Source organism: Pseudomonas sp. Sample_21 (assembly GCF_004307525.1).
GTDB classification, from domain to species: Bacteria; Pseudomonadota; Gammaproteobacteria; order Pseudomonadales; family Pseudomonadaceae; genus Aquipseudomonas; species Aquipseudomonas atacamensis.
The window spans coordinates 21,997-41,545 of the sequence record NZ_RCNZ01000089.1 but is presented as its reverse complement, the minus strand read 5'-3'; the positions used below and the strand labels follow the sequence as shown (position 1 = coordinate 41,545).

Here is a 19,549-nt window from a genome sequence, read left to right as displayed (position 1 = left end):
CATGCCGCACATCCTGATTGTCGAAGACGAAGCGGCGATTGCCGACACATTGATTTTTGCCTTGCAGGGCGAGGGGTTCAGCATCACGTGGCTGAACCTCGGCGCGGCGGCGCTGGAGCATCAGCGGCAAACCCCGGCCGACCTGATCATTCTCGATATCGGTCTGCCGGACATCAGTGGCTTCGAAACCTGCAAGCAATTGCGGCGCTTCACGGAAGTGCCGGTGCTGTTTCTCAGCGCCCGCGACGCCGAGATCGACCGCGTGGTGGGTCTGGAGATCGGTGCCGACGATTACGTGGTCAAGCCGTTCAGCCCGCGTGAAGTGGCGGCGCGGGTCAAAGCCATCCTCAAGCGCATGGCGCCGCGCGCAACCCTGGAAGCAGGCTCAACGCTGTTTCGCATCGATGCTGAACGCGTGCAGATCAGCTATCGCGGCCAGCCGCTGAGCCTGACCCGCCATGAATTCCGCTTGTTGCAATGCCTGCTCGAACAACCTGAGCGGGTGTTCAGCCGCGAGCAATTGCTCGATGCGCTGGGCGTAGCGGCAGACGCCGGTTACGAACGCAGCATCGACAGCCACATCAAAAGCCTGCGCGCCAAGTTGCGCCTGGTGCGCGCCGAGGCCGAGCCGATCCAGACCCATCGCGGCCTCGGTTACAGCTACAGCCCGGGGCACAGCTGATGTCGCTGGGGCTGCGAATCTTTCTGGTGTATGTGCTGTTTGTCGGCCTGACCGGTTATTTCGTCCTCAACACGGTGATGGAAGAAATCCGCCCCGGCGTGCGTCAGTCCACCGAAGAGACGCTGGTGGACACCGCCAACCTGATGGCAGAAATCCTGCGCGACGATTTCAAGGCCGGCACCCTCAGCGAGAACCGCTGGCCGCAATTGCTCCGTGCCTATGGCGAGCGTCAGCCGCAAGCGACCATCTGGGGCTTGCCGAAAAACCAGGTAAACCACCGCATCTACGTCACCGACGCCAAGGGCATCGTCGTGCTCGACTCCAGCGGCGTCGCAGTCGGCCAGGATTATTCGCGCTGGAACGACGTCTACCTGACCCTGCGCGGCGAGTACGGCGCGCGCTCCAGCCGTAGCGATCCTGACGATCCGAGCTCTTCAGTGATGCACGTCGGCGCGCCGATCCGCGACAACGGCAAGATCATCGGCGTGGTCACCGTGGCCAAGCCCAACAGTTCGCTGCAACCCTACGTCGATCGCACCGAGCGGCGCTTGCTGTTTTACGGCGCCGGACTGATCGGCCTCGGCCTGCTGTTCGGTGCTTTGCTCTCATGGTGGCTGAGCCGCGCGCTGCACCGTTTGACCGGTTATGCCCAAGCGGTGAGCGAAGGCCGGCGCGTGGAAGTGCCGCATTATCGCGGCGGCGAACTGGAGCAACTGGCGACTGCGGTGGAGCAGATGCGCACGCAGCTCGAAGGCAAGGCCTACGTCGAGCGCTACGTGCACACCCTGACCCATGAATTGAAAAGTCCGCTGGCGGCGATCCGGGGCGCAGCGGAGCTGCTGCAAAGTGATATGCCGGCCGTCCAGCGTTTGCGCTTTGTCAGCAACATCGACAGCGAAAGCGCGCGGATGCAGCAGTTGATCGAGCGCCTGCTCAACCTGGCGCAAGTCGAACAACGCCAAGGGCTGGAAGAACGGGTGGCAGTGCCGCTGGCGCCGTTGGTCGCAGAACTGCTCAAGGCGCAGGCCGCGCGAATCGAGGGCAGACAACTGCGTGTCGAGCAATTGATCGGCGAGGATCTGCTGTTGATTGGCGAGCCGTTTCTGCTGCGCCAGGCGTTGGGCAATCTGCTGGAAAACGCACTCGATTTCACCCCGACGTCGGGGCTGTTGCGCTTGAGCGCCGAGCGGGTTGGCGAGCTGATCGAGTTCCGCCTGTTCAACCAGACCGCGCCGATTCCCGATTACGCCTTGCCGCGTTTGACCGAACGCTTCTACTCGTTGCCGCGCCCGGACAGCGGACGTAAGAGCACCGGGCTGGGGCTGAACTTCGTTGAAGAAGTGGTCAAGCTGCATGGCGGGGTGATGCGCATTGGCAATGTCGAGGGCGGGGTTGAGGTGGTATTGCGCTTGCCGTGAGACCCCGTTGCTGCCTTCGCGAGCAGGCTCGCTCCCACAGGGAATGCATTCTCCACACAATCTCCATATTCCCCCCACACTGCCACCACACCGCATCAGCAGACTCCTCCCATCCAAACAGGGAGAGTCCCATGAACAAGAATCTGACCATCAAACTCGGCGCGATTGCTTTGTTGATCCTGCTGTTGCTGATCCCGTTGCTGATGATCGACGGCATCATCGATGAGCGTCAGCAACTGCGCGACGGTGTGCTCGAAGACATCGCGCGCAGCTCCAGTTACAGCCAGCAACTGACCGGGCCGGTGATGGTAGTGCCGTATCGCAAGGTGGTGCGCACCTGGAAAACCAACGAGAAAACCAACAAGCGCTACGAAGAAGTCAGCGAAGCGCGCGGGCGTCTGTACTTTCTGCCGGAGCGTTTCGAGCTCGACGGGCAAGTACAAACCGAACTGCGCAAACGCGGCATTTACGAGGCACGGCTGTTCCACGCCGACAACCGCATCGATGGGCATTTTTCCCTGCCGGCGCAGTTGGGCATCAAGGAGAATTTTGCCGATTACCAATTCGACGCGCCGTTCCTTGCCGTCGGTATCAGCGATATTCGCGGCATCGAAAACGCGCTGAAACTCGAGCTAGGCAGCCAGCAACTGGACTTCGTGCCCGGCAGCGAAGTGGCCTGGATCGGCGAGGGCGTACACGTGACGCTACCGGCACTGGACGCCAGCAAAGCCACGCAACTGACCTTCGGTTTCGACCTGCGCCTGCAAGGCACCGGCTCGCTGCGGGTGGTGCCGGTGGGCAAGACCAGCAGCGTCAGCCTCGCCGCCAATTGGCCGCACCCCAGCTTCGTCGGCAACTTCCTGCCGGCCAAGCGCGAGATCAACGATCAGGGTTTCAGCGCCGACTGGCAGACCTCGTTTTTCTCCACCAACCTGCAAGAGGCGATGGAGCGCTGCGTCGCTGGCGACTGTGATGCACTCAACGGCCGCAGCTTCGGCGTGAGCTTCATCGATCCGGTGGATCAGTACCTGAAAAGCGATCGGGCGATCAAATATGCGCTGCTGTTCATCGTCCTGACATTCGCCGGTTTCTTCCTCTTCGAAGTGCTCAAGAGCCTGGCGGTGCACCCGGTGCAATATGCCTTGGTCGGTGTCGCGCTGGCGTTCTTTTACCTGCTGCTGTTGTCGCTGTCGGAACACATCGGTTTTGCGCTGGCGTATCTGTTGTCGGCGAGTGGCTGCGTGTTGTTGATCGGTTTCTATGTCAGCCACGTCCTGCGCAGCGCGCGGCATGGCTTGAGTTTCTCGGCCGGGCTGGCGGCGCTGTATGGCCTGCTGTACGGCTTGCTCAGCGCCGAGGATTACGCGCTGTTGATGGGCTCGCTGATGTTGTTCGGTCTGCTCGGGGTGTTCATGGTGCTGACCCGCAAACTGGACTGGTACGGGATTGGTTTGAAGCCGGCCAGGCCGCTGGAGTTTGACGTGGAGGCGATGCAATGAGCGGGTGGCTTGGGTTACGCGAGGAACAGCGGGAAGCGGAGGTTTTGGTGACGCTGCTTATTGCGTCACTACCTCCGAAACCGAGTTGGTGCATTCGCGAGCAAGCTCGCTCCCACATTGGAATGTGGTCAACTGTGGGAGCGAGCCTGCTCGCGAAGAGGCCGGAACAGGCAGCCCAGATCTAAGGCTTGGGCATCGTCGCCACCATGGACGGTCGCTGACTCACCTCGAAATACCAGTTGGCCAGTTGCGGATTGGCTGCACGCCAGTCCATGTCCGGGAAGCGCAGATCCAGATAGCCCAAAGCGCAGGCCACGCTGATCGCCGCGACATCGAAGTGGCTGGTCAGCTCGGCAATCGCTTCGCTCTCCAGCACGGCGAGGGCGCGGCGGATCTTGTCGCGCTGGGCGTCGAGCCATTCGTCCCAGTGTTTTTCCACCGGGCGCAGGACGGTTTCATAACGCACCATCACCGAGGCATCCATGATCCCGTCAGCCATCGACGCCAGGGTCAGGCGCCGCCAGCGCGCCGCACCTTCACGGGGGATCAGCGGATTGCCGACGTGCTGCTGGTCGAGGTACTCGAGGATGACGCGGCTGTCATGGATGACATTGCCATCGGCCAGGCGCAGGGCGGGGATTTTGCTCAACGGGTTGTCGGCGATCAGCTCCGGGTTCGGGCTGACCGGGCTGAGCACGCAGTCCTGCAGCGCGACACGATCCTGCTGACCGGTTTCGTGCAGCAGCACCATGACCTTGCGGACAAAGGGCGACAGGGTGTTGTGGTACAGGGTCATGCTGGGGGCGGACATGGGCAAGGTCTCGATCAGGACAATGATCGGGCAGCATAGCCTGCTCGCGTCCGGCGCAGAACCCATGTGGGAGCGAGCCTGCTCGCGAAGGCGTCGTGACAGTCGACTTTGATGTTGAGGGTCCGGGCGCTTTCGCGAGCAGGCTCGCTCCCACAAGGGATTCTCAGCTTCGCGGCAGAAAACCTCTTATCGCCAGAAATGCCGGCACGCCAAGCCCGACCCAGCTCAAGGCATCCCAGATTCCATCCCCCAGCAACGCCGCAAACAGCCCCGCCGCACTGAGCAGGGCGATCACGATCGGTGTGCTGAAGACCTTCCAGAAACTCGACTGACGCGGCTTCATGCCGAGGCCTCCGCCGTTTCCAGAACAGGCTTGGCCGCCTTGCGCCGCACTACCCAAAGGTAAACGCCACTGGCCAACACAATGATTGTCAGCACATCCAGGGTTGCCCAGAGAATCTTCATCGGCATGCCGCCGTAGTCACCAAAATGCAGCGGTTGCGACATGCCCATGGCGTCCATGTACCACGGCCGTTCGGCCACGGCGGTGACTTGCAGCGTCGTGGCATCGATCAGCACCGGCGTCAGCAGATGCGAGGTCAGGTGCGTGCCGCCCTTCATGAACACCGCGTAATGGTGCTCGCTGGAAAAACGGGTGCCGGGGAAGGCGATGAAATCCGGCTTCATCCCCGGTGCGACTTCCTCGGCGATGTCGAGCAGCCGCGTAGCCGGCGCCAGTTGGGTCAGCGGCGGCGCATCGCGATACGGCGCGATCAGCGTGGTCAACGCGTCGTTGCGCCAGGCAGCGATGAGCAGGTCGGCGCAGGCGCTGATCACTCCGGTCACGCCCACCACCAGGCACCAGGTCAAAGTGACGACGCCGATCAAATTGTGCAGGTCGAGCCAGCGCAGTCTTGTCGATTTGTCCTGGCGCACGGTGCCGAATTTCAAGCGGCGCATGAACGGCAGGTACAGCACCGTGCCGGACACGATCGCCACGACAAACAACAGACCCATGAACGCCAGCAGCAGCTTGCCCGGCAGCCCGGCGAACATGTCGACGTGCAGGCGCAGGATGAACAGCATCAAGCCACCGTTGGCCGAAGGGGTTTCCAGCGCTTCGCCAGTGCGCGCATCGAGCATGAAGGTGTGCGAAGAATTCGGCTCGGTGTCGGCCGTCCTGGCCATGATCGCGAACGCCGCGTTCGGCTCTTCGTCGTCATAACCGAAGTACTGCATGACTTCGCCCGGGCGATGTTTCTGCGCGGCATCGACCAGTTGCTGCAGGTCGAGTTGCGGCGTGTCGGCCGGCATCTCGCGCAGTTCCGGGGCGTTGCCCAGCGCGTGATCGATCTCGTGGCTGAAAATCAGCGGCAGACCGGTCAGCGCTAGCATCAGCAGAAACACCGTGCAGATCAGGCTGGTCCAGGTGTGGATGAACGACCAGCGGCGGATGGTTTTACTTTTCATTGCATGACCTTCAAAAACACCAAAGCCGTCCGGTACGGACGGCCTGGGAACAGGGCCTGTTTCAGCTCACTGGCTTACCACTTGTAAGTGGCGCTGGCGACGACACTGCGCTGGTCGCCGTAGTAGCAGTAGAAGCTGTCGCAGGTGGAAATGTAGTCCTTGTCGAACAGGTTGGTCGCGTTCACCGCCAGCGATGCACCTTTGAGACTGTTGTCCAGACGGCCGAGATCATAATGCACGCTGGCGTCGAACACGGTATAGGCATCGGCCTTGCCCAGCCAGGTGTTGGCCTTGTCGCCGTAGGTGTTGCCGGTGTAGCGCACGCCGGCACCGATACCGAAACCGTCGAGCACGCCGGCGTGCCAGGTGTAGTCGGTCCACAGCGAGGCTTGTTGGTTGGGCATCAGTTGCAGGCGGTTGCCCTTGTCGACGCCTTTCTGCACTTCGGACTTGGCCAGGGTGTAGGCGGCGATGACTTTGAGGTTGTCGGTCACATCCGACACGGCTTCGAGCTCCAGGCCTTTGACCTTCACTTCGCCAGTCTGGCTGGTCACCGAGACGTTGTTGACGAAGGTGTTCACCGCGACGTTCTTCTGGGTCAGGTCATACACGGCGGCGGTCAGCAGGGTCTTGCTGCCCGGAGGCTGGTATTTGATGCCCAGTTCCCACTGCTTGCCTTCGGTTGGCTTGAGCGAGCCGGTCGAGGTGGCATCGGCACCCGTGGTCGGCTGGAAGGATTCGGCGTAGGACAGGTACGGCACGAAACCGTTATCGAAGACGTAACTGAGCGCCGCGTTGCCGCTGAATTTCTTGTCGCGCTGGGTGTTGGTGGCGTCGCTCTGGTTGATGAATTGGGTGCTGGTGTGGACCCAGTCTTCACGGCCGCCGAGGGTCAGGCGCCACTGGTCGAGAGCCATTTGGTCCTGCACGTAGAGACCGGTCTGGTAGGTCTTCTGGTTGTAGTCGTAAAACGCCGTGGAGCGCGCCGGACGTACGATCGGCTGGCCGTAGATCGGGTTGATGACGTTGGTTTGCAGACCATCGCCAAAGATCGAGGTGTAGTTGGTGTTGCTGCGCTGGTGATCCAGACCCAGCAGCAAGGTGTGGCGAATGTCGCCGGTGGCAAAGTCGGCCTGGAAGTTGTTGTCCACGGCAAACTGGCTGATGTCTTCGTCGACGCTGGTGCTGGTGCGGCCGACGTTGCCCTCTGCATCCACGGTGGTGAACGGGTAGGAACCGGGTGTCAGCGACTGGAAAGACAGGTCCGACTTGGTGTAGCGCAGGTTCTGTTTGAACTGCCAGACATCGTTCAACCGATGTTCGAAGGCATAACCCAACGCGTAGTAGGTGCGGTCGTAGTATTCCCAATCCGGATCGCCGAGATTCTTGTGATGGGAAATATCACCGAGCGGCGATTTGATCTTCGTGCCCTGGATCGGCAGAAACTGGCTGGTGATGCCGGTGTCGTCGCGGGTGAACTGGCTCAGCAGAGTGAGTTTGGTGTCGTCATCGATGTTCCAGGTCAGGCTCGGCGCGATGTTGTAGCGCTTGTTGTCGACGTGGTCGACCTGGGTGCCGCTGTCGCGCACCACGCCGCTGAGGCCATAGAGAAACTGCCCGGCGTCATCGATCTTGCCGGTGCTGGCGAAGTTGATCTGGCGGTGATTGTCGCTGCCGTATTGCAACTGGATTTCGCTGCTGGCTTCAGCGCTCGGGCGGCGGCTGACCATGTCGAGCAAACCGCCCGGCGGGGTCTGGCCGTACACCGACGAGGCCGGGCCACGCAGCAGGGCGAGGCGGTCGAGGTTCCAGGTTTCCTGTTTCGGGTTGGCGTACACGCCTTTGGGCAGCGGCAGGCCATCGAGGAATTGGGTCGGCTCGAAACCGCGCACGCGCAGCCAGTCGGCGCGGGTGTCGCTGCCGTAGCTGCTGGCGGTGATGCCCGGCATGTAGCGCACGGCATCATCGAGGCTGTGCACGCTGCGGTCGTCCATTTGCTGACGGGTCGCCACCGAAATCGAACGCGGTGCTTCGACCAGCGCGGTGTCGGTCTTGGTGCCGGCGGCGGTGCGGGTCGCGGTGTAGCCTTCGACCGGGCCCCAGGCGCTTTCGAAGTTTTCCACGCCGATGACCGAGGTTTCCGGCAGGGCCAGCGTGCCTTCCGGCACGGCCACCAGGGTGTAAGTGCCGGCGCTGCTCTGTTCCAGCTGCAGACCGGTGCCGCGCAAAGCCGCGCGCAGGGCACCGGCGGCGTCGTACTGGCCGTTGACCGGCGCCGAGGTTTTGCCGGCGGCCAGCGCAGGATTGAGCGACAGGGCGAGGCCGCCCTGGCTGGCGATCTGGTTCAGGGTGGTCGACAGCGGCGCCGCCGGCAGGTTGTAGGCGCGCACGCTGGACGCTTGCTCAGCGGCGAGCAACGGACTGCTGATCAGCGGCGTGCCGAAAGCGATGGCAAAAGCCAGCAGACTGGGGCGCAACAAGGTGTCTGGCGAACGGGACATACGGCGGCTCCTGAATGGAAATATTTCTCAATTGCCTGTGTGCCGGACGAGATTGGAAAAGTGATAGGGCTGGGTGGAAATTCTTTTTTGCGGGAAATGGTTGTGCGGCTGATGGCGCCTTCGCGAGCAGGCTCGCTCCCACACTGATCGTTCCCACGCTCCGCGTGGGAATGCCTCAATGGACGCTCTGCGTCCGCTTCGGCAGGGACGCAGAGCGTCCCGGGCTGCATTCCCACGCAGAGCGTGGGAACGATCATGTCAAGGGGCGGAGGGTTCCGCCTTCGCCACGGTGACCCAATACGGCGTATGCCGCTCGATCTGCACCGGCAGGGTCGGCAGCAAAGCGCTCAGGGCCTTGTCGATGTCATGCAACGGAAAACTGCCGGTAATGCGCAGATCGGCCACTTCCGGCGCCACGCCCAGATGCCCGCGACGATAGCGCCCGAGCTCATGCACCAGATCGCCCAGCCGTGCGTTGTCCACCACCAGCATGCCGCGCGTCCAGGCATCGGCGCCGGGGGCGAGGGCGGCAATCGAGCCCAGCCCGTCACTGCGCAACAGCACCTGCTGGCCTTCGCGCAGAACCAGTTCTTGCGGGTTGGCCTGGGCATGGGCCGCGACCGCCGACTGCAACACGCTCAGGCGTGTGCCATCGTCCTCGCGCTTGACCAGAAACCGCGTGCCCAGCGCGCGCATGCTGCCTTCGCGGGTTTCGACGATAAACGGCCGCGCGTCGCCATGCCCGGTCTCGACGAGGATTTCGCCCTCCTGCAACACGATCAAGCGGCGTTCGTCATCGAAGCGTACGTCGACCGCGCTGTGGGTATTGAGGTTGAGCAGAGTGCCGTCGGACAGGCGCACGGTGCGCTGTTCACCGGTGGCGGTGCGCTGATCGGCGAGCCAGTAATCCAGCGGCAGGTAGCGCTCGCTGACAAACAGCCCCAGACCGATCATCACCACGACACTGGCCAGCCCGCTGCCGAGTTTGCGCACGCGCCGGCGAATGCCTTCGCGCGATTGCAGCAACGCGCTTCGGGCCGGGCCCTTGGCGACGCTGAAGCGCTGATCGAGCATGCCCAACTGACGCCAGGCACGGGCATGTTCTTCATGGGCGGCATGCCATTTAGCGAATTCTTCACGCTCCAGCGCGGTGCTCGAATCGAGGGTCAATTGCCAGGCAATCGCCGCGTCCAGCACATGCGCCGGCACCGGGCGCGAACTGGCCGCCGTCATGTCGGCTCACCGTACAGGGCGATGTAGCACTGGCGCAGGCCTTGGGCCAGATACTGCCGCACGCGCGGTACCGAGACACCGAGTTTGTCTGCGATTTCGGCGTGGCTGAGGCCGTCGAGGCGGTTATACAGGAAGGCCGCGCGGGCCTTGGTCGACAACTTGCCGAGCAGGCGATCGATGGCTTTGAGGTCGTCGAGGATCATTTGCTGTTCTTCCACCGAAGGCTGCTCGTCTTCGGGGATCAGCATCAGTTCGGTGAGGTAGGCCTGTTCCAGCGCGGCGCGGCGGAAGTAGTCGAACAACAGGCCTTTGGCGATCGCCACCAGAAACGCCCGAGGTTCGCGCGGCGTAAGCAGTTCGTCGCGGTTGAGCAAGCGCACGAAGGTGTCCTGGCTCAGGTCTTCGGCACGCTGCGGACACGCCACATTGCGCCGCAACCACGCCAGCAGCCAACCGCGATGGTCGCGATACATCGCACCGACGAGCTCACTGTGGGGGTTGGGCACTGACGACACCGGACATCACCGATTGGGAAATGTTAACTAACGAGAATAGTTCGCGATTCTGGCAGAGGTGGGAATGGTTAGCAATTGGCCACTGGTCAGGTGATAGGGCTGCATGCCTCTGTAGGAGCTGCCCAAGGCTGCGATCTTTTGATCTTGCTGTTTATAAAATCAAAAGATCGCAGCCTGCGGCAGCTCCTACAGGGGTAGCGCTAGAAAGAGTGAGTTTGCTGCCGCCGCTTCCACTGGCTCAACCGCTGCTGCAACTGCAACGGACTGTAAATCTGCTGCGCCCGCGCCCGGCTGAACAGAATCAATGCCAACTCCGCCGTGGCCAGCGCATCGGCACTCGCGTTATGCCGCTCGAACACTTCAAGCCGGAACCACTCGATCCACTCATCCAGCCCGGCCTCGCGAATCTGCGCCTGCGGACATAACAGCGGCGCAATGTCCGCCACATCCAGAAACACATGCTGCAGCTTATGCCCCAAGTGCTCCTTCACTGCACGCCCGAGCATGTGCTGATCGAACGGCGCATGAAACGCCAGCACCGGGCTGTCGCCGATGAACTCCAGCAACTCCAGCAACGCTTCCGCCGGGTCGCTGCCTGCGGCAATCGCATTCGGCCCCAAGCCATGAATCAGTACGCTGGGGCTGAGCTTCAGCTCGCGACATTGCAGCGTGCGCTCGAACTGCTGACTGAAATCGATCGCGCCGTCCTCGATCACCACGGCGCCGATCGACAGGACCCGATCCTTGCTCATATTCAGGCCGGTGGTTTCCAGGTCCAGCACCACCCAGCGCTGCCCGCGCAGGCTGCATTCGTTCAGCTCGGCGAGCGCCGGCAGCTTCGCCAGCCGCTGCTGCGAGTCCGCCGACACCACGGGGCTGGCCGGGCGTAGCCAGGAGAACAGGCTCATAGCTGATACCGCAAGGTCAGGCTGCTTTGCAGGCGCTGCGCCTGGCGCAGGGATTCGCGCAGGATGCGCCGGTCGAGATGATTGAGGCTGTCGGGATCGACGCGGTTGGAGTACGGCTGATTTTCCCGGGTTTGCAACTGATGCTGCTGCATGCGCGTTTGTTGAATGAAGTGATAGGCCTCTTCATACGCCGCGCCGTCGAGCGGCTCGATGACCTCTTTATCGACCAGTTGGCGAAAGCGTTCGAGGGTGTTGTTGGCGTCGATGCCGTTGGCCAGCGCCAGCAGACGGGCGCCGTCCACGAACGGCGTCAGGCCCTGGATTTTCAGATCCAGCGTGGCCTTCTCACCGTTCTTGCGGGCCAGCACGAATTCACGGAAGCGCCCAACGGGAGGGCGATTGCGCAGCGCATTTTCGGCGAGCATGCGCTGGAACAGACGATTGTCAGCGACTTGATCGAGGATGCCCCGGCGCAATTGCTCGCAGCCTTGCTCATCGCCCCAGACCACGCGCAGGTCGAAATAAATGCTCGAGCCCAGCAGGTTCTCCGGCGTGGCTTCGCGGATGAACGCCGCAAAGCGCCGCGCCCATTCGGCCCGCGACAGACACAGCTCGGGATTGCCGGCCATGATGTTGCCCTTGCACAGAGTGAAACCGCACTGCGCCAGGCTCTGGTTGATTTGCTGGGCAATCGGCAGCAGCTTGCCGCGTATTTCTGCTGCGTGCGCCGCATCGCGAGCATCGAACAGGATGCCGTTGTCCTGGTCGGTGTGCAGCGTCTGCTCGCGTCGGCCCTCGCTGCCGAAACACAGCCAGATGAACGGCACGCCCGGGTCGCCCTTTTCCGCGAGGGTCAGTTCAATTACCCGACACACCGTGTGATCGTTGAGCAGGGTGATGATGTGGGTAATCTGCGTCGAAGACGCGCCGTGGGCGAGCATGCGCTCGACCAGTTGGCCGATCTCGCCGCGCAAGGTCACCAGTTGTTCGACTCGCTGCGCGCTGCGGATGGTCCGGGCGAGGTGGACCAGATCGACCCGTTGCAGGGAGAACAGATCACGCTCGGACACCACGCCGCACAAGCGTTGATCCTTGACCAGGCAGACGTGAGCAATGTGCCGCTCGGTCATGGCGATCGCCGCATCGAAGGCGCTGTGATCCGGCGACAGATAAAACGGTGATCGAGTCATGTGCTGTTCGATGGCGTCGCTGAAATCACCGACACCTTCGGCGACCACATGGCGCAAATCGCGCAGGGTGAAAATCCCCAGCGGCGCCTTGTGCTCATCCACCGCGACGATGCTGCCGACCTGTTGCTCGTGCATCAGCTTCACCGCTTCACGCAACGGCGTCTCGGCGCTGCAAGTCACCGGATGGCGCATCGCAAGTTCACCGAGACGGGTGTTCAGCGAGTACTGGGTGCCGAGGGTCTCCACGGCTTTTTGCTGGACTTGCTGGTTGACCTGATCGAGCAGGCTGCTGACTCCGCGCAGGGCGAAGTCGCGGAAGGCGCTGGAGAGGGCGAACAGTTTGATGAACGCCAGTTTGTTCAGTTGCAGGCAAAAGGTGTCTTCGCCCGCCAGGTGCTCGGTGCGTGTGGCGCGTTCACCGAGCAGCGCGGCCAGCGGAAAGCATTCGCCGGTGGTGATTTCGAAGGTGGTCTCGGTGCCGGGTTTGGTGATGTGCTGGCGTTCGCCGACCACTCGCCCCTGTTTGACGATATGAAAGTGTTCCACCGGGCCGTCGGCCGGTTTGATGATGCTTTCGCCCTGGGCAAAAAAACGCAGCTGACATTGCTCCACCAGATAGGCGAGGTGGGCATGTTCCATCTGATTGAAGGGCGGGAAGCGCTGGAGGAATTGCAGGGTGCCCTGAATGTTCTGCAACACCGCGGTTTTCCCTGCCTGGGTGAAGGCGTCCGCTTTGCTCATAACCATTACCGCAGTCTTTTTCGAATTGTTGTTGTCGGATCGTTGCGACCATGGTCGGCCCCGGCGGGCAGGGTGCCCATTGGACGTAAGTCTAGGTTTTGCCACCATTGGCCGATTTTCGGAAATAACCTACGCAAAAGCTCGGAAAAGCTTGCGCTAGCCACTTGGAAAAAATTCCGACGAAGTGCACATTGAAGCGCTGTCCGGTGATGTCTGACGACTTGCCAGGGATTGTTTGAACATTTAGAGAGCGCCATGTCCGACCACGATATTTTGAGCGACGCCGAGCGGGAAGCGCTCAGCGCAGTGATGCTCGAACCTGATCTGCCGCCGCAGCGTGTCCTGATCGTCGACGACGACAAGGACGCCCGCGAGCTGTTGTCGGAGATTCTCGCGCTGTACGGCATTCGCTGCATGACCGCAGCCAGCGGTGAAACCGCGCTGAAAATGCTCGATGAAAAGCCTTCGATCGGCCTTGTGATTACCGACCTGCGCATGGGCAATGTCGACGGCCTCGAGCTGATTCGCCAGGTGCGTGAATCGGTACGGGCAGCGATGCCGATCATCATCGTCTCCGGCGATGCCGACGTGAAAGATGCGATCGAAGCGATGCACTTGAGCGTGGTGGATTTTCTGCTCAAGCCGATTGATACGGGGAAGCTGCTTGAGTTGGTGAAGCATGAATTGGGCATCGAGCCTTAAGATACATCCCGTTGCCCAGCAGATGATCGTTCCCACGCAGAGCGTGGGAACGATCAATCCACCTCAAAAACAAAAAGGCCCTGATCTCTCGATCAGGGCCTTTTTCATTCCAACCATCAACTCAAGTCACAGACCATTCTTGGCCTTGAACTCGCGACGACGACGGTGCAGCACCGGCTCGGTGTAGCCGTTCGGTTGCCTGGTGCCTTCGATCACCAGTTCGACCGCCGCCTGGAAGGCGATGTTGCTGTCGAAGTCCGGTGCCAGCGGGCGATACAGCGGGTCGTTGGCGTTCTGACGGTCGACCACCGGCGCCATGCGCTTGAGGCTTTCCATCACTTGCTCTTGGCTGACGATACCGTGGCGCAGCCAGTTGGCGATGTGCTGGCTGGAGATACGCAGCGTCGCACGGTCTTCCATCAAGCCGACGTCGTTGATGTCCGGCACTTTCGAGCAGCCGACACCCTGGTCGATCCAGCGCACCACGTAACCGAGAATGCCCTGGGCGTTGTTGTCCAGTTCGTTCTTGATCTGCTCTGGTGTCCAGCTTGGGTTCACTGCCAGTGGAATGGTCAGGATGTCGTCCACCGAGGCGCGGGCACGTTTGGCCAGTTCGGCCTGACGCGCAAACACGTCAACCTTGTGGTAGTGCAGGGCGTGCAGCGCAGCGGCGGTTGGAGAAGGGACCCAGGCAGTGTTGGCGCCGGCCAGCGGGTGAGCGATCTTCTGCTCAAGCATCGCGGCCATCAGGTCCGGCATCGCCCACATGCCTTTACCGATTTGCGCACGACCTTGCAGGCCGGTGCTCAGACCGATGTCGACGTTCCAGTTCTCGTAGGCGCCGATCCACTTCTCGGTCTTCATGTCCGCCTTGCGCACGACAGGGCCGGCTTCCATGGAGGTGTGGATTTCGTCGCCTGTGCGGTCGAGGAAACCGGTGTTGATGAACACCACACGCTCGCTGGCCGCCTTGATGCAAGCCTTGAGGTTGACCGTGGTGCGGCGCTCCTCGTCCATGATCCCGACTTTCAGGGTGTTGCGCGGCAGGCGCAGGACGTCTTCGATGCGCCCGAACAGCTCGTTGGTGAACGCCGCTTCTTCCGGGCCGTGCATTTTCGGTTTGACGATGTACACCGAACCGGTGCGGGTATTGCGCCGCGAGGTGTTGCCGTTGAGGTTGTGCATTGCTGCCAGGCAAGTCACCAGACCGTCGAGAATGCCTTCCGGCACTTCGTTGCCTTGGCTGTCGAGGATCGCATCAATGGTCATCAGATGGCCGACGTTGCGCACGAACAACAGCGAACGACCGTGCAGGGTCACTTCTCCGCCATTGGGCGCGGTGTAGGTGCGATCCGGGTTCATGGTGCGGGTAAAGGTCTGGCCGCCCTTGGACACGGATTCCGCGAGGTCGCCCTTCATCAGGCCGAGCCAGTTGCGGTAGATCACCACTTTGTCGTCGGCATCAACGGCGGCCACGGAGTCTTCGCAGTCCATGATCGTGGTCAGCGCCGCTTCCATGAGGATGTCTTTGACGCCGGCGGCGTCGGTCTGGCCGACCGGGGTGCTGGCGTCGATCTGGATTTCGAAGTGCAGGCCGTTGTGCTTGAGCAGCACCGCGATCGGCGCGTTGGCGTCGCCCTGGAAGCCGATCAACTGAGCGTCATCGCGCAGGCCGCTGTTGCTGCCGCCCTTCAGAGTGACGACCAGTTTGCCGTCAGCGATTTTGTAGCCGGTCGAATCGACGTGGGAGCCAGCGGCCAGTGGTGCGGCTTCATCGAGGAAGGCACGGGCGAAAGCGATGACTTTGTCGCCACGCACCTTGTTGTAGCCTTTGCCTTTTTCCGCGCCGCCGTCTTCGCTGATCGCGTCGGTGCCGTAGAGGGCGTCGTACAGCGAGCCCCAGCGGGCGTTCGAGGCGTTGAGCGCAAAGCGCGCATTCATTACTGGCACGACCAGTTGCGGGCCGGCGGTGCGGGCGATTTCATCGTCGACGTTTTGCGTCGTCGCCTGGAAATCAGCCGCTTCTGGCAGCAGATAACCGATCTCTTGCAGGAAAGCTTTGTAGGCCACGGCGTCGTGCGCCTGGCCGGCATGCTGCTGATGCCAGGCATCGATGCGCGCCTGGAAGTCATCGCGTTTGGCGAGTAGGGCTTTGTTCTTCGGCGCCAGGTCATGAATGACCTTGTCGGCACCTTCCCAGAATTGTTCGGCGGTGAGGCCGGTACCGGGAATGGCTTCGTTGTTCACGAAGTCGAACAGGACTTTGGCGACCTGCAGGCCACCGACTTGAACGTGTTCAGTCATTGCTTGCCTCACTCTGCTCAGCTATTTCGCTTTTCAGCTCGTCAATTTAACAATGAAGCTTCTGGCCATTTAAACCGCAAACCTGCGGACCAGTACATGCCATTACTGGCGGCTGGGCTAGGACCAATCAACGGCTTGGAGGCCTTGCTGACGGGGCTTTCAGGATTGCGAAGGGCCTTGGGCAGACATCGATCCAGCGTTATGTAGTGCGCGCTGCGGCATACTACATGATGAGTTGCGCTTGTGAAAATCAGACTAATTACGTCGTTCTGCGACCTCATGACGCATTGCGGTCACGTCGCGGAACGGGATGTTCTCAAAAAAGCATTGGATTGTTCCAGTTAAATATCGAAAGTTGTACACATAATTACTGTGGGCCTGCTAAGGAGCAATTTGGGTGTAACGATTTGTGGCGAGGGGATTTATCCCCGTTGGGTGGCGAAGCCGCCCCCTGCGGTCCGGCTGGCAGACCCAATTGGCAGGACTCACGACTGCTGCGCAGCCGGACGGGGATAAATCCCCTCGCCACAGGTCATCATCTGCCAGCACTGGGTCAGGCTGAATCAATCCGCTTGCCTATACTTGCCCTTCGATAACAAAAGTCATGACAAGAGGGCTGCGCCATGGACCATCTCGTACTCACCGTTTTCGCCCCGGACAAGCCCGGGCAGGTCGAGCGCATCGCCCAATGCATTGCCGAGCACGGCGGCAACTGGCTGGAAAGCCGCATGTCACGCATGGCCGGGCAGTTCGCCGGGATTCTGCGCGTGGGCGTGCCGGCGGAGGCTTACGACGAACTGGTCGATGCCCTGCAAGCGCTGTCGGCCCATGGCATTCGGGTACTGATAGCCGAAAGCGGAGTGGAGCAGTCCTGCACGTGGAAACCGATCACTATGGAACTGGTCGGCAATGACCGACCGGGTATCGTCCGCGATATCACTCGGCTGTTGAGCGAGCAGGGTGTGAACCTGGAGCGACTGGTAACTGAGGTGCGCCCGGCGCCGATGAGCAGCGAGCCGCTGTTTCACGCCGAGGCGATTCTGGCGGTGCCACTCACCTTGTCGCTCGACGTTCTGCAGGCGCGCCTGGAAACCCTGGCCGATGATCTGATGGTCGAACTGGTGTTACGCACAGAGGTTTAGCGCAGACAGGGTTATTCAGGTTTAACGTGCACCTGCCTGTGGATAACCTGTAGAGACAGACCGCCACGCCACGCCGGCCGTGGCTTTGCGCAGGTTGATCAAAAAACCGTCAACATTCAGTGACTTGCGCACAAACGGCGGGGATCACGCTGTGGATAAGCTTGGGAAGGAACGATGCAGGCCACGAGAACCGTGGCCTGCGGAGGTTTGTGCGTTTTTTGATCAGGCGCGCCGGCGCAGACTTATCCACGCATCGACGCTGTACACCGCCAGACCAGCCCAGATAAACATGAACGCAACCAGCGTGCTGGACGACAAATGCTCGCCAAACAGCAGCACGGCTTGCAGCAACACCAGCGTCGGCGCGATGTATTGCAGGAAGCCGATGGTGGTATAGGGCAAGTGGCGGGTGGCGGCGTTGAAACACACCAGCGGCACCAGCGTCACCGGCCCGGCAGCCACCAGCCACCAGGCTTCGGAGGTGGTCCAGAAGGCCGGCTGCACACTCGTGGCAGTCTGATTGAACAGCAACCACGCAATTGCGATCGGCACCAGCATCCAGGTTTCCACCACCAGCCCCGGCAGCGCCTTGACCGGCGCCTGCTTGCGGATCAGGCCGTAGAAACCGAAGGTCAGCGCCAGCGCCAGCGACACCCATGGCAGACTGCCGACCTGCCACACCTGCTGCGCCACGCCGATGGCAGCCAGCCCGACCGCCACCCACTGCATGCGCCGCAGTCGTTCGCCGAGCAGCACCATGCCCAACAGCACGTTGACCAGCGGATTAATGTAATAACCCAGACTCGCCTCGAGCATGCGACCGTTGTTCACCGACCACACGTAGGTCAGCCAGTTGGCCGCGATCAGCGTGCCGCTCAAGGCAAGAATCGCCAGGCGCTTGGGATTGTCGAGCAACTCGCGCAGCCAGCCCGGGTGTTTCCACACCATCAGCAGCAACGCACCGAACAGCGCCGACCACAGCACCCGATGGATGATGATCTCGACGGCCGGGACTTCGGCAATGGCTTTGAAATAGATCGGGAAAAGGCCCCAGATGATGTAGGCGCTCAGGCCCAGAATATACCCGCGACGCGGGTTGGCGGCTTGCATGCAGAATCCTTGCTCAGGCAGCTGACAAAGGAGGGATTGTAAGGAGATTTGTCCGCGAATGTCGTAGACCAATGTTCATAGAATTGTGAACAGCGATCTTGTGGGAGCGAGCCTGCTCGCGAACGCGGTCTGACATTCAACATCGATGTTGCCTGAAATGACGTCTTCGCGAGCAGGCTCGCTCCCACAGGGTTCAGGTTTGAATCAGAAGAGTTTCAGCGGTTCTTCATTCAGTGCCGCCAACTGCTCACGCAATGCCAGCACCTGGTCGCCCCAATACCGCTCCGTGCCAAACCACGGAAAGCTGTGCGGGAACGCCGGGTCATCCCAGCGCCGCGCCAGCCAGGCGCTGTAGTGCATCAGGCGCAAGGCGCGCAACGGTTCGATCAGCGCCAGCTCGCGCGGGTCGAAATCATGGAATTCGTTGTAGCCGTCCATCAATTCCGACAACTGCCCGAGACATTCCTGGCGATCGCCGGCGAGCATCATCCAGATGTCCTGCACCGCCGGGCCCATGCGGCAGTCGTCGAGGTCGACGATGTGGAACATCTCGTCGCGGCACATCATGTTGCCGGGGTGGCAGTCGCCGTGTATGCGGATGTTCTGGTGCGGCGTGGCGGCGTAGACGTCTTCGACGCGTTTGAGCAGGTCGCGGGCAACCGACTCGTAAGCCGGCAGCAGGCTCTTGGGAATGAAATTGCCTTCGAGCAAAGTGTTCAGCGAGGCATGGCCGAAGTTCTGCACTGCGAGGGCTTCGCGATGCTCGAACGGCTTGGTGCCGCCCACCGCATGCATGCGCCCGAGCAACTGGCCAAGGCGATAGAGTTGATCAAGATTGCCCGGCTCCGGCGCCCGGCCACCACGACGCGGGAACAGGGTGAAGCGGAAGCCGGCGTGCTCATGCAGGGTTTCGCCGTTATGAATCAGCGGCGCTACCACCGGAATGTCGATGTCGGCCAGTTCGAAAGTGAACTGGTGCTCTTCGATTATGGCCTCGTTGGTCCAGCGCTGCGGACGATAGAACTTGGCAATCAGCGGCTCGGAGTCTTCGATACCGACCTGATACACCCGGTTTTCGTAGCTGTTGAGCGCCAGAATGCGCGCGTCGCTGAGGAAACCGATGCTTTCAACGGCATCCAGGACGAGATCGGGGGTGAGGGTTTCAAACGGGTGGGCCATGCTGACTCCTGCGCGCAGCAGGCTGCTGCGTCCGGCTCGGCATGGTAGCGCAGATGGCGGCGCGAAGGGTGTTGGTGTCTGCCCGGGCCTCTTCGCGAGTAATCGCCATCACCGAAGACCTTGGCTTGCCATTGGGCAGATGCT

The 19,549-nt window shown here is 61.5% G+C and carries 16 protein-coding genes; 5 read left to right on the top strand and 11 right to left on the bottom strand.

Annotated features, from left to right (window positions below):
• Position 1: 1 nt before the first annotated feature.
• The 3 genes from creB (at position 2) to creD (ending at position 3,599) form a co-directional block, all read left to right on the top strand.
• Positions 2-682 carry a two-component system response regulator CreB gene (creB, locus tag D8U71_RS16890; protein ID WP_130888271.1) on the top strand — a complete coding sequence of 227 codons (681 nt, stop codon included), beginning with the start codon at positions 2-4 and terminating at the stop codon, positions 680-682.
• Entirely contained in the window at positions 682-2,100 is a 1,419-nt protein-coding gene (gene creC / locus D8U71_RS16885) for a two-component system sensor histidine kinase CreC (protein WP_130888270.1), read from the top strand. Before creB ends, creC begins: the two co-directional genes overlap by 1 nt.
• A 131-nt stretch (positions 2,101-2,231) precedes the next feature.
• The gene (creD, locus tag D8U71_RS16880) at positions 2,232-3,599 is read left to right on the top strand and encodes a cell envelope integrity protein CreD (RefSeq protein ID WP_125925482.1); all 1,368 of its coding nucleotides are present in this window, start codon (positions 2,232-2,234) and stop codon (positions 3,597-3,599) included.
• Positions 3,600-3,780: 181 nt separating this feature from the next.
• Here creD and D8U71_RS16870 read toward each other — a convergent pair whose 3' ends face one another.
• The 8 genes from D8U71_RS16870 to D8U71_RS16830 all read right to left on the bottom strand — a co-directional run bounded on the left by D8U71_RS16870 (position 3,781) and on the right by D8U71_RS16830 (position 12,968).
• Positions 3,781-4,410 carry a glutathione S-transferase gene (locus D8U71_RS16870; RefSeq protein WP_051600799.1) on the bottom strand — a complete coding sequence of 210 codons (630 nt, stop codon included), beginning with the start codon at positions 4,408-4,410 and terminating at the stop codon, positions 3,781-3,783.
• A gap of 163 nt (positions 4,411-4,573) precedes the next feature.
• Complete coding sequence (locus D8U71_RS16865) at positions 4,574-4,753, bottom strand: hypothetical protein (protein WP_016772844.1); 180 nt, start codon at positions 4,751-4,753, stop codon at positions 4,574-4,576.
• Entirely contained in the window at positions 4,750-5,880 is a 1,131-nt protein-coding gene (locus tag D8U71_RS16860) for a PepSY-associated TM helix domain-containing protein (RefSeq protein WP_130888269.1), read from the bottom strand. The genes D8U71_RS16865 and D8U71_RS16860 overlap by 4 nt, the downstream gene beginning before the upstream one ends.
• 74 nt (positions 5,881-5,954) lie before the next feature.
• Positions 5,955-8,381 carry a TonB-dependent siderophore receptor gene (locus tag D8U71_RS16855; RefSeq protein WP_125925483.1) on the bottom strand — a complete coding sequence of 809 codons (2,427 nt, stop codon included), beginning with the start codon at positions 8,379-8,381 and terminating at the stop codon, positions 5,955-5,957.
• 258 nt (positions 8,382-8,639) lie between these two features.
• Complete coding sequence (locus D8U71_RS16845; RefSeq protein ID WP_130888267.1) at positions 8,640-9,614, bottom strand: FecR family protein; 975 nt, start codon at positions 9,612-9,614, stop codon at positions 8,640-8,642.
• On the bottom strand, positions 9,611-10,087 hold the full coding sequence (locus tag D8U71_RS16840) for an RNA polymerase sigma factor (RefSeq protein ID WP_189691481.1): 477 nt from the start codon (positions 10,085-10,087) through the stop codon (positions 9,611-9,613). The genes D8U71_RS16845 and D8U71_RS16840 overlap by 4 nt, the downstream gene beginning before the upstream one ends.
• 242 nt (positions 10,088-10,329) lie before the next feature.
• Positions 10,330-11,037, bottom strand: a complete 708-nt coding sequence (locus D8U71_RS16835; protein ID WP_130888266.1) for a 3'-5' exonuclease — start codon at positions 11,035-11,037, stop codon at positions 10,330-10,332.
• Entirely contained in the window at positions 11,034-12,968 is a 1,935-nt protein-coding gene (locus D8U71_RS16830) for a putative nucleotidyltransferase substrate binding domain-containing protein (protein WP_307845062.1), read from the bottom strand. Before D8U71_RS16830 ends, D8U71_RS16835 begins: the two co-directional genes overlap by 4 nt.
• Before the next feature lie 255 nt (positions 12,969-13,223).
• Between D8U71_RS16830 and D8U71_RS16825 the strand changes: the two genes are divergently transcribed.
• Positions 13,224-13,670 (top strand): response regulator, encoded by a 447-nt coding sequence (locus tag D8U71_RS16825; protein WP_130888264.1) that lies wholly within the window; start codon positions 13,224-13,226, stop codon positions 13,668-13,670.
• 126 nt (positions 13,671-13,796) lie between these two features.
• Here the strand turns inward: D8U71_RS16825 and D8U71_RS16820 are convergent, their stop codons facing one another.
• Entirely contained in the window at positions 13,797-15,974 is a 2,178-nt protein-coding gene (locus tag D8U71_RS16820) for a malate synthase G (RefSeq protein WP_130888263.1), read from the bottom strand.
• Between the two features lie 623 nt (positions 15,975-16,597).
• On the opposite strand from D8U71_RS16820, the gene D8U71_RS16815 reads away from it, so the two are divergent.
• A complete protein-coding gene (locus tag D8U71_RS16815; protein WP_130888262.1) occupies positions 16,598-17,116 on the top strand; it encodes a glycine cleavage system protein R in 519 nt (172 codons plus the stop codon).
• 222 nt (positions 17,117-17,338) lie between these two features.
• Here the strand turns inward: D8U71_RS16815 and rarD are convergent, their stop codons facing one another.
• Together rarD and D8U71_RS16800 are read right to left on the bottom strand one after the other, a co-directional pair.
• A complete protein-coding gene (rarD, locus tag D8U71_RS16810; protein ID WP_016772855.1) occupies positions 17,339-18,226 on the bottom strand; it encodes an EamA family transporter RarD in 888 nt (295 codons plus the stop codon).
• A gap of 204 nt (positions 18,227-18,430) precedes the next feature.
• The gene (locus tag D8U71_RS16800) at positions 18,431-19,405 is read right to left on the bottom strand and encodes a serine/threonine protein kinase (protein WP_130888261.1); all 975 of its coding nucleotides are present in this window, start codon (positions 19,403-19,405) and stop codon (positions 18,431-18,433) included.
• Between the last annotated feature and the right edge of the window lie 144 nt (positions 19,406-19,549).

What these genes read in the sequence shown, in the direction of transcription:
- D8U71_RS16815 (WP_130888262.1), top strand. Translation starts at nt 16,598, where the DNA reads ATGGACCATCTCGTACTCACCGTTTTCGCCCCGGACAAGCCCGGGCAG.
- D8U71_RS16860 (WP_130888269.1), bottom strand. Translation starts at nt 5,880, where the DNA reads ATGAAAAGTAAAACCATCCGCCGCTGGTCGTTCATCCACACCTGGACC.
- D8U71_RS16835 (WP_130888266.1), bottom strand. Translation starts at nt 11,037, where the DNA reads ATGAGCCTGTTCTCCTGGCTACGCCCGGCCAGCCCCGTGGTGTCGGCG.
- D8U71_RS16865 (WP_016772844.1), bottom strand. Translation starts at nt 4,753, where the DNA reads ATGAAGCCGCGTCAGTCGAGTTTCTGGAAGGTCTTCAGCACACCGATC.
- rarD (WP_016772855.1), bottom strand. Translation starts at nt 18,226, where the DNA reads ATGCAAGCCGCCAACCCGCGTCGCGGGTATATTCTGGGCCTGAGCGCC.
- D8U71_RS16845 (WP_130888267.1), bottom strand. Translation starts at nt 9,614, where the DNA reads ATGACGGCGGCCAGTTCGCGCCCGGTGCCGGCGCATGTGCTGGACGCG.
- creB (WP_130888271.1), top strand. Translation starts at nt 2, where the DNA reads ATGCCGCACATCCTGATTGTCGAAGACGAAGCGGCGATTGCCGACACA.
- D8U71_RS16820 (WP_130888263.1), bottom strand. Translation starts at nt 15,974, where the DNA reads ATGACTGAACACGTTCAAGTCGGTGGCCTGCAGGTCGCCAAAGTCCTG.
- creC (WP_130888270.1), top strand. Translation starts at nt 682, where the DNA reads ATGTCGCTGGGGCTGCGAATCTTTCTGGTGTATGTGCTGTTTGTCGGC.
- D8U71_RS16855 (WP_125925483.1), bottom strand. Translation starts at nt 8,381, where the DNA reads ATGTCCCGTTCGCCAGACACCTTGTTGCGCCCCAGTCTGCTGGCTTTT.
- creD (WP_125925482.1), top strand. Translation starts at nt 2,232, where the DNA reads ATGAACAAGAATCTGACCATCAAACTCGGCGCGATTGCTTTGTTGATC.
- D8U71_RS16800 (WP_130888261.1), bottom strand. Translation starts at nt 19,405, where the DNA reads ATGGCCCACCCGTTTGAAACCCTCACCCCCGATCTCGTCCTGGATGCC.
- D8U71_RS16825 (WP_130888264.1), top strand. Translation starts at nt 13,224, where the DNA reads ATGTCCGACCACGATATTTTGAGCGACGCCGAGCGGGAAGCGCTCAGC.
- D8U71_RS16830 (WP_307845062.1), bottom strand. Translation starts at nt 12,968, where the DNA reads ATGAGCAAAGCGGACGCCTTCACCCAGGCAGGGAAAACCGCGGTGTTG.
- D8U71_RS16870 (WP_051600799.1), bottom strand. Translation starts at nt 4,410, where the DNA reads ATGTCCGCCCCCAGCATGACCCTGTACCACAACACCCTGTCGCCCTTT.
- D8U71_RS16840 (WP_189691481.1), bottom strand. Translation starts at nt 10,087, where the DNA reads ATGTATCGCGACCATCGCGGTTGGCTGCTGGCGTGGTTGCGGCGCAAT.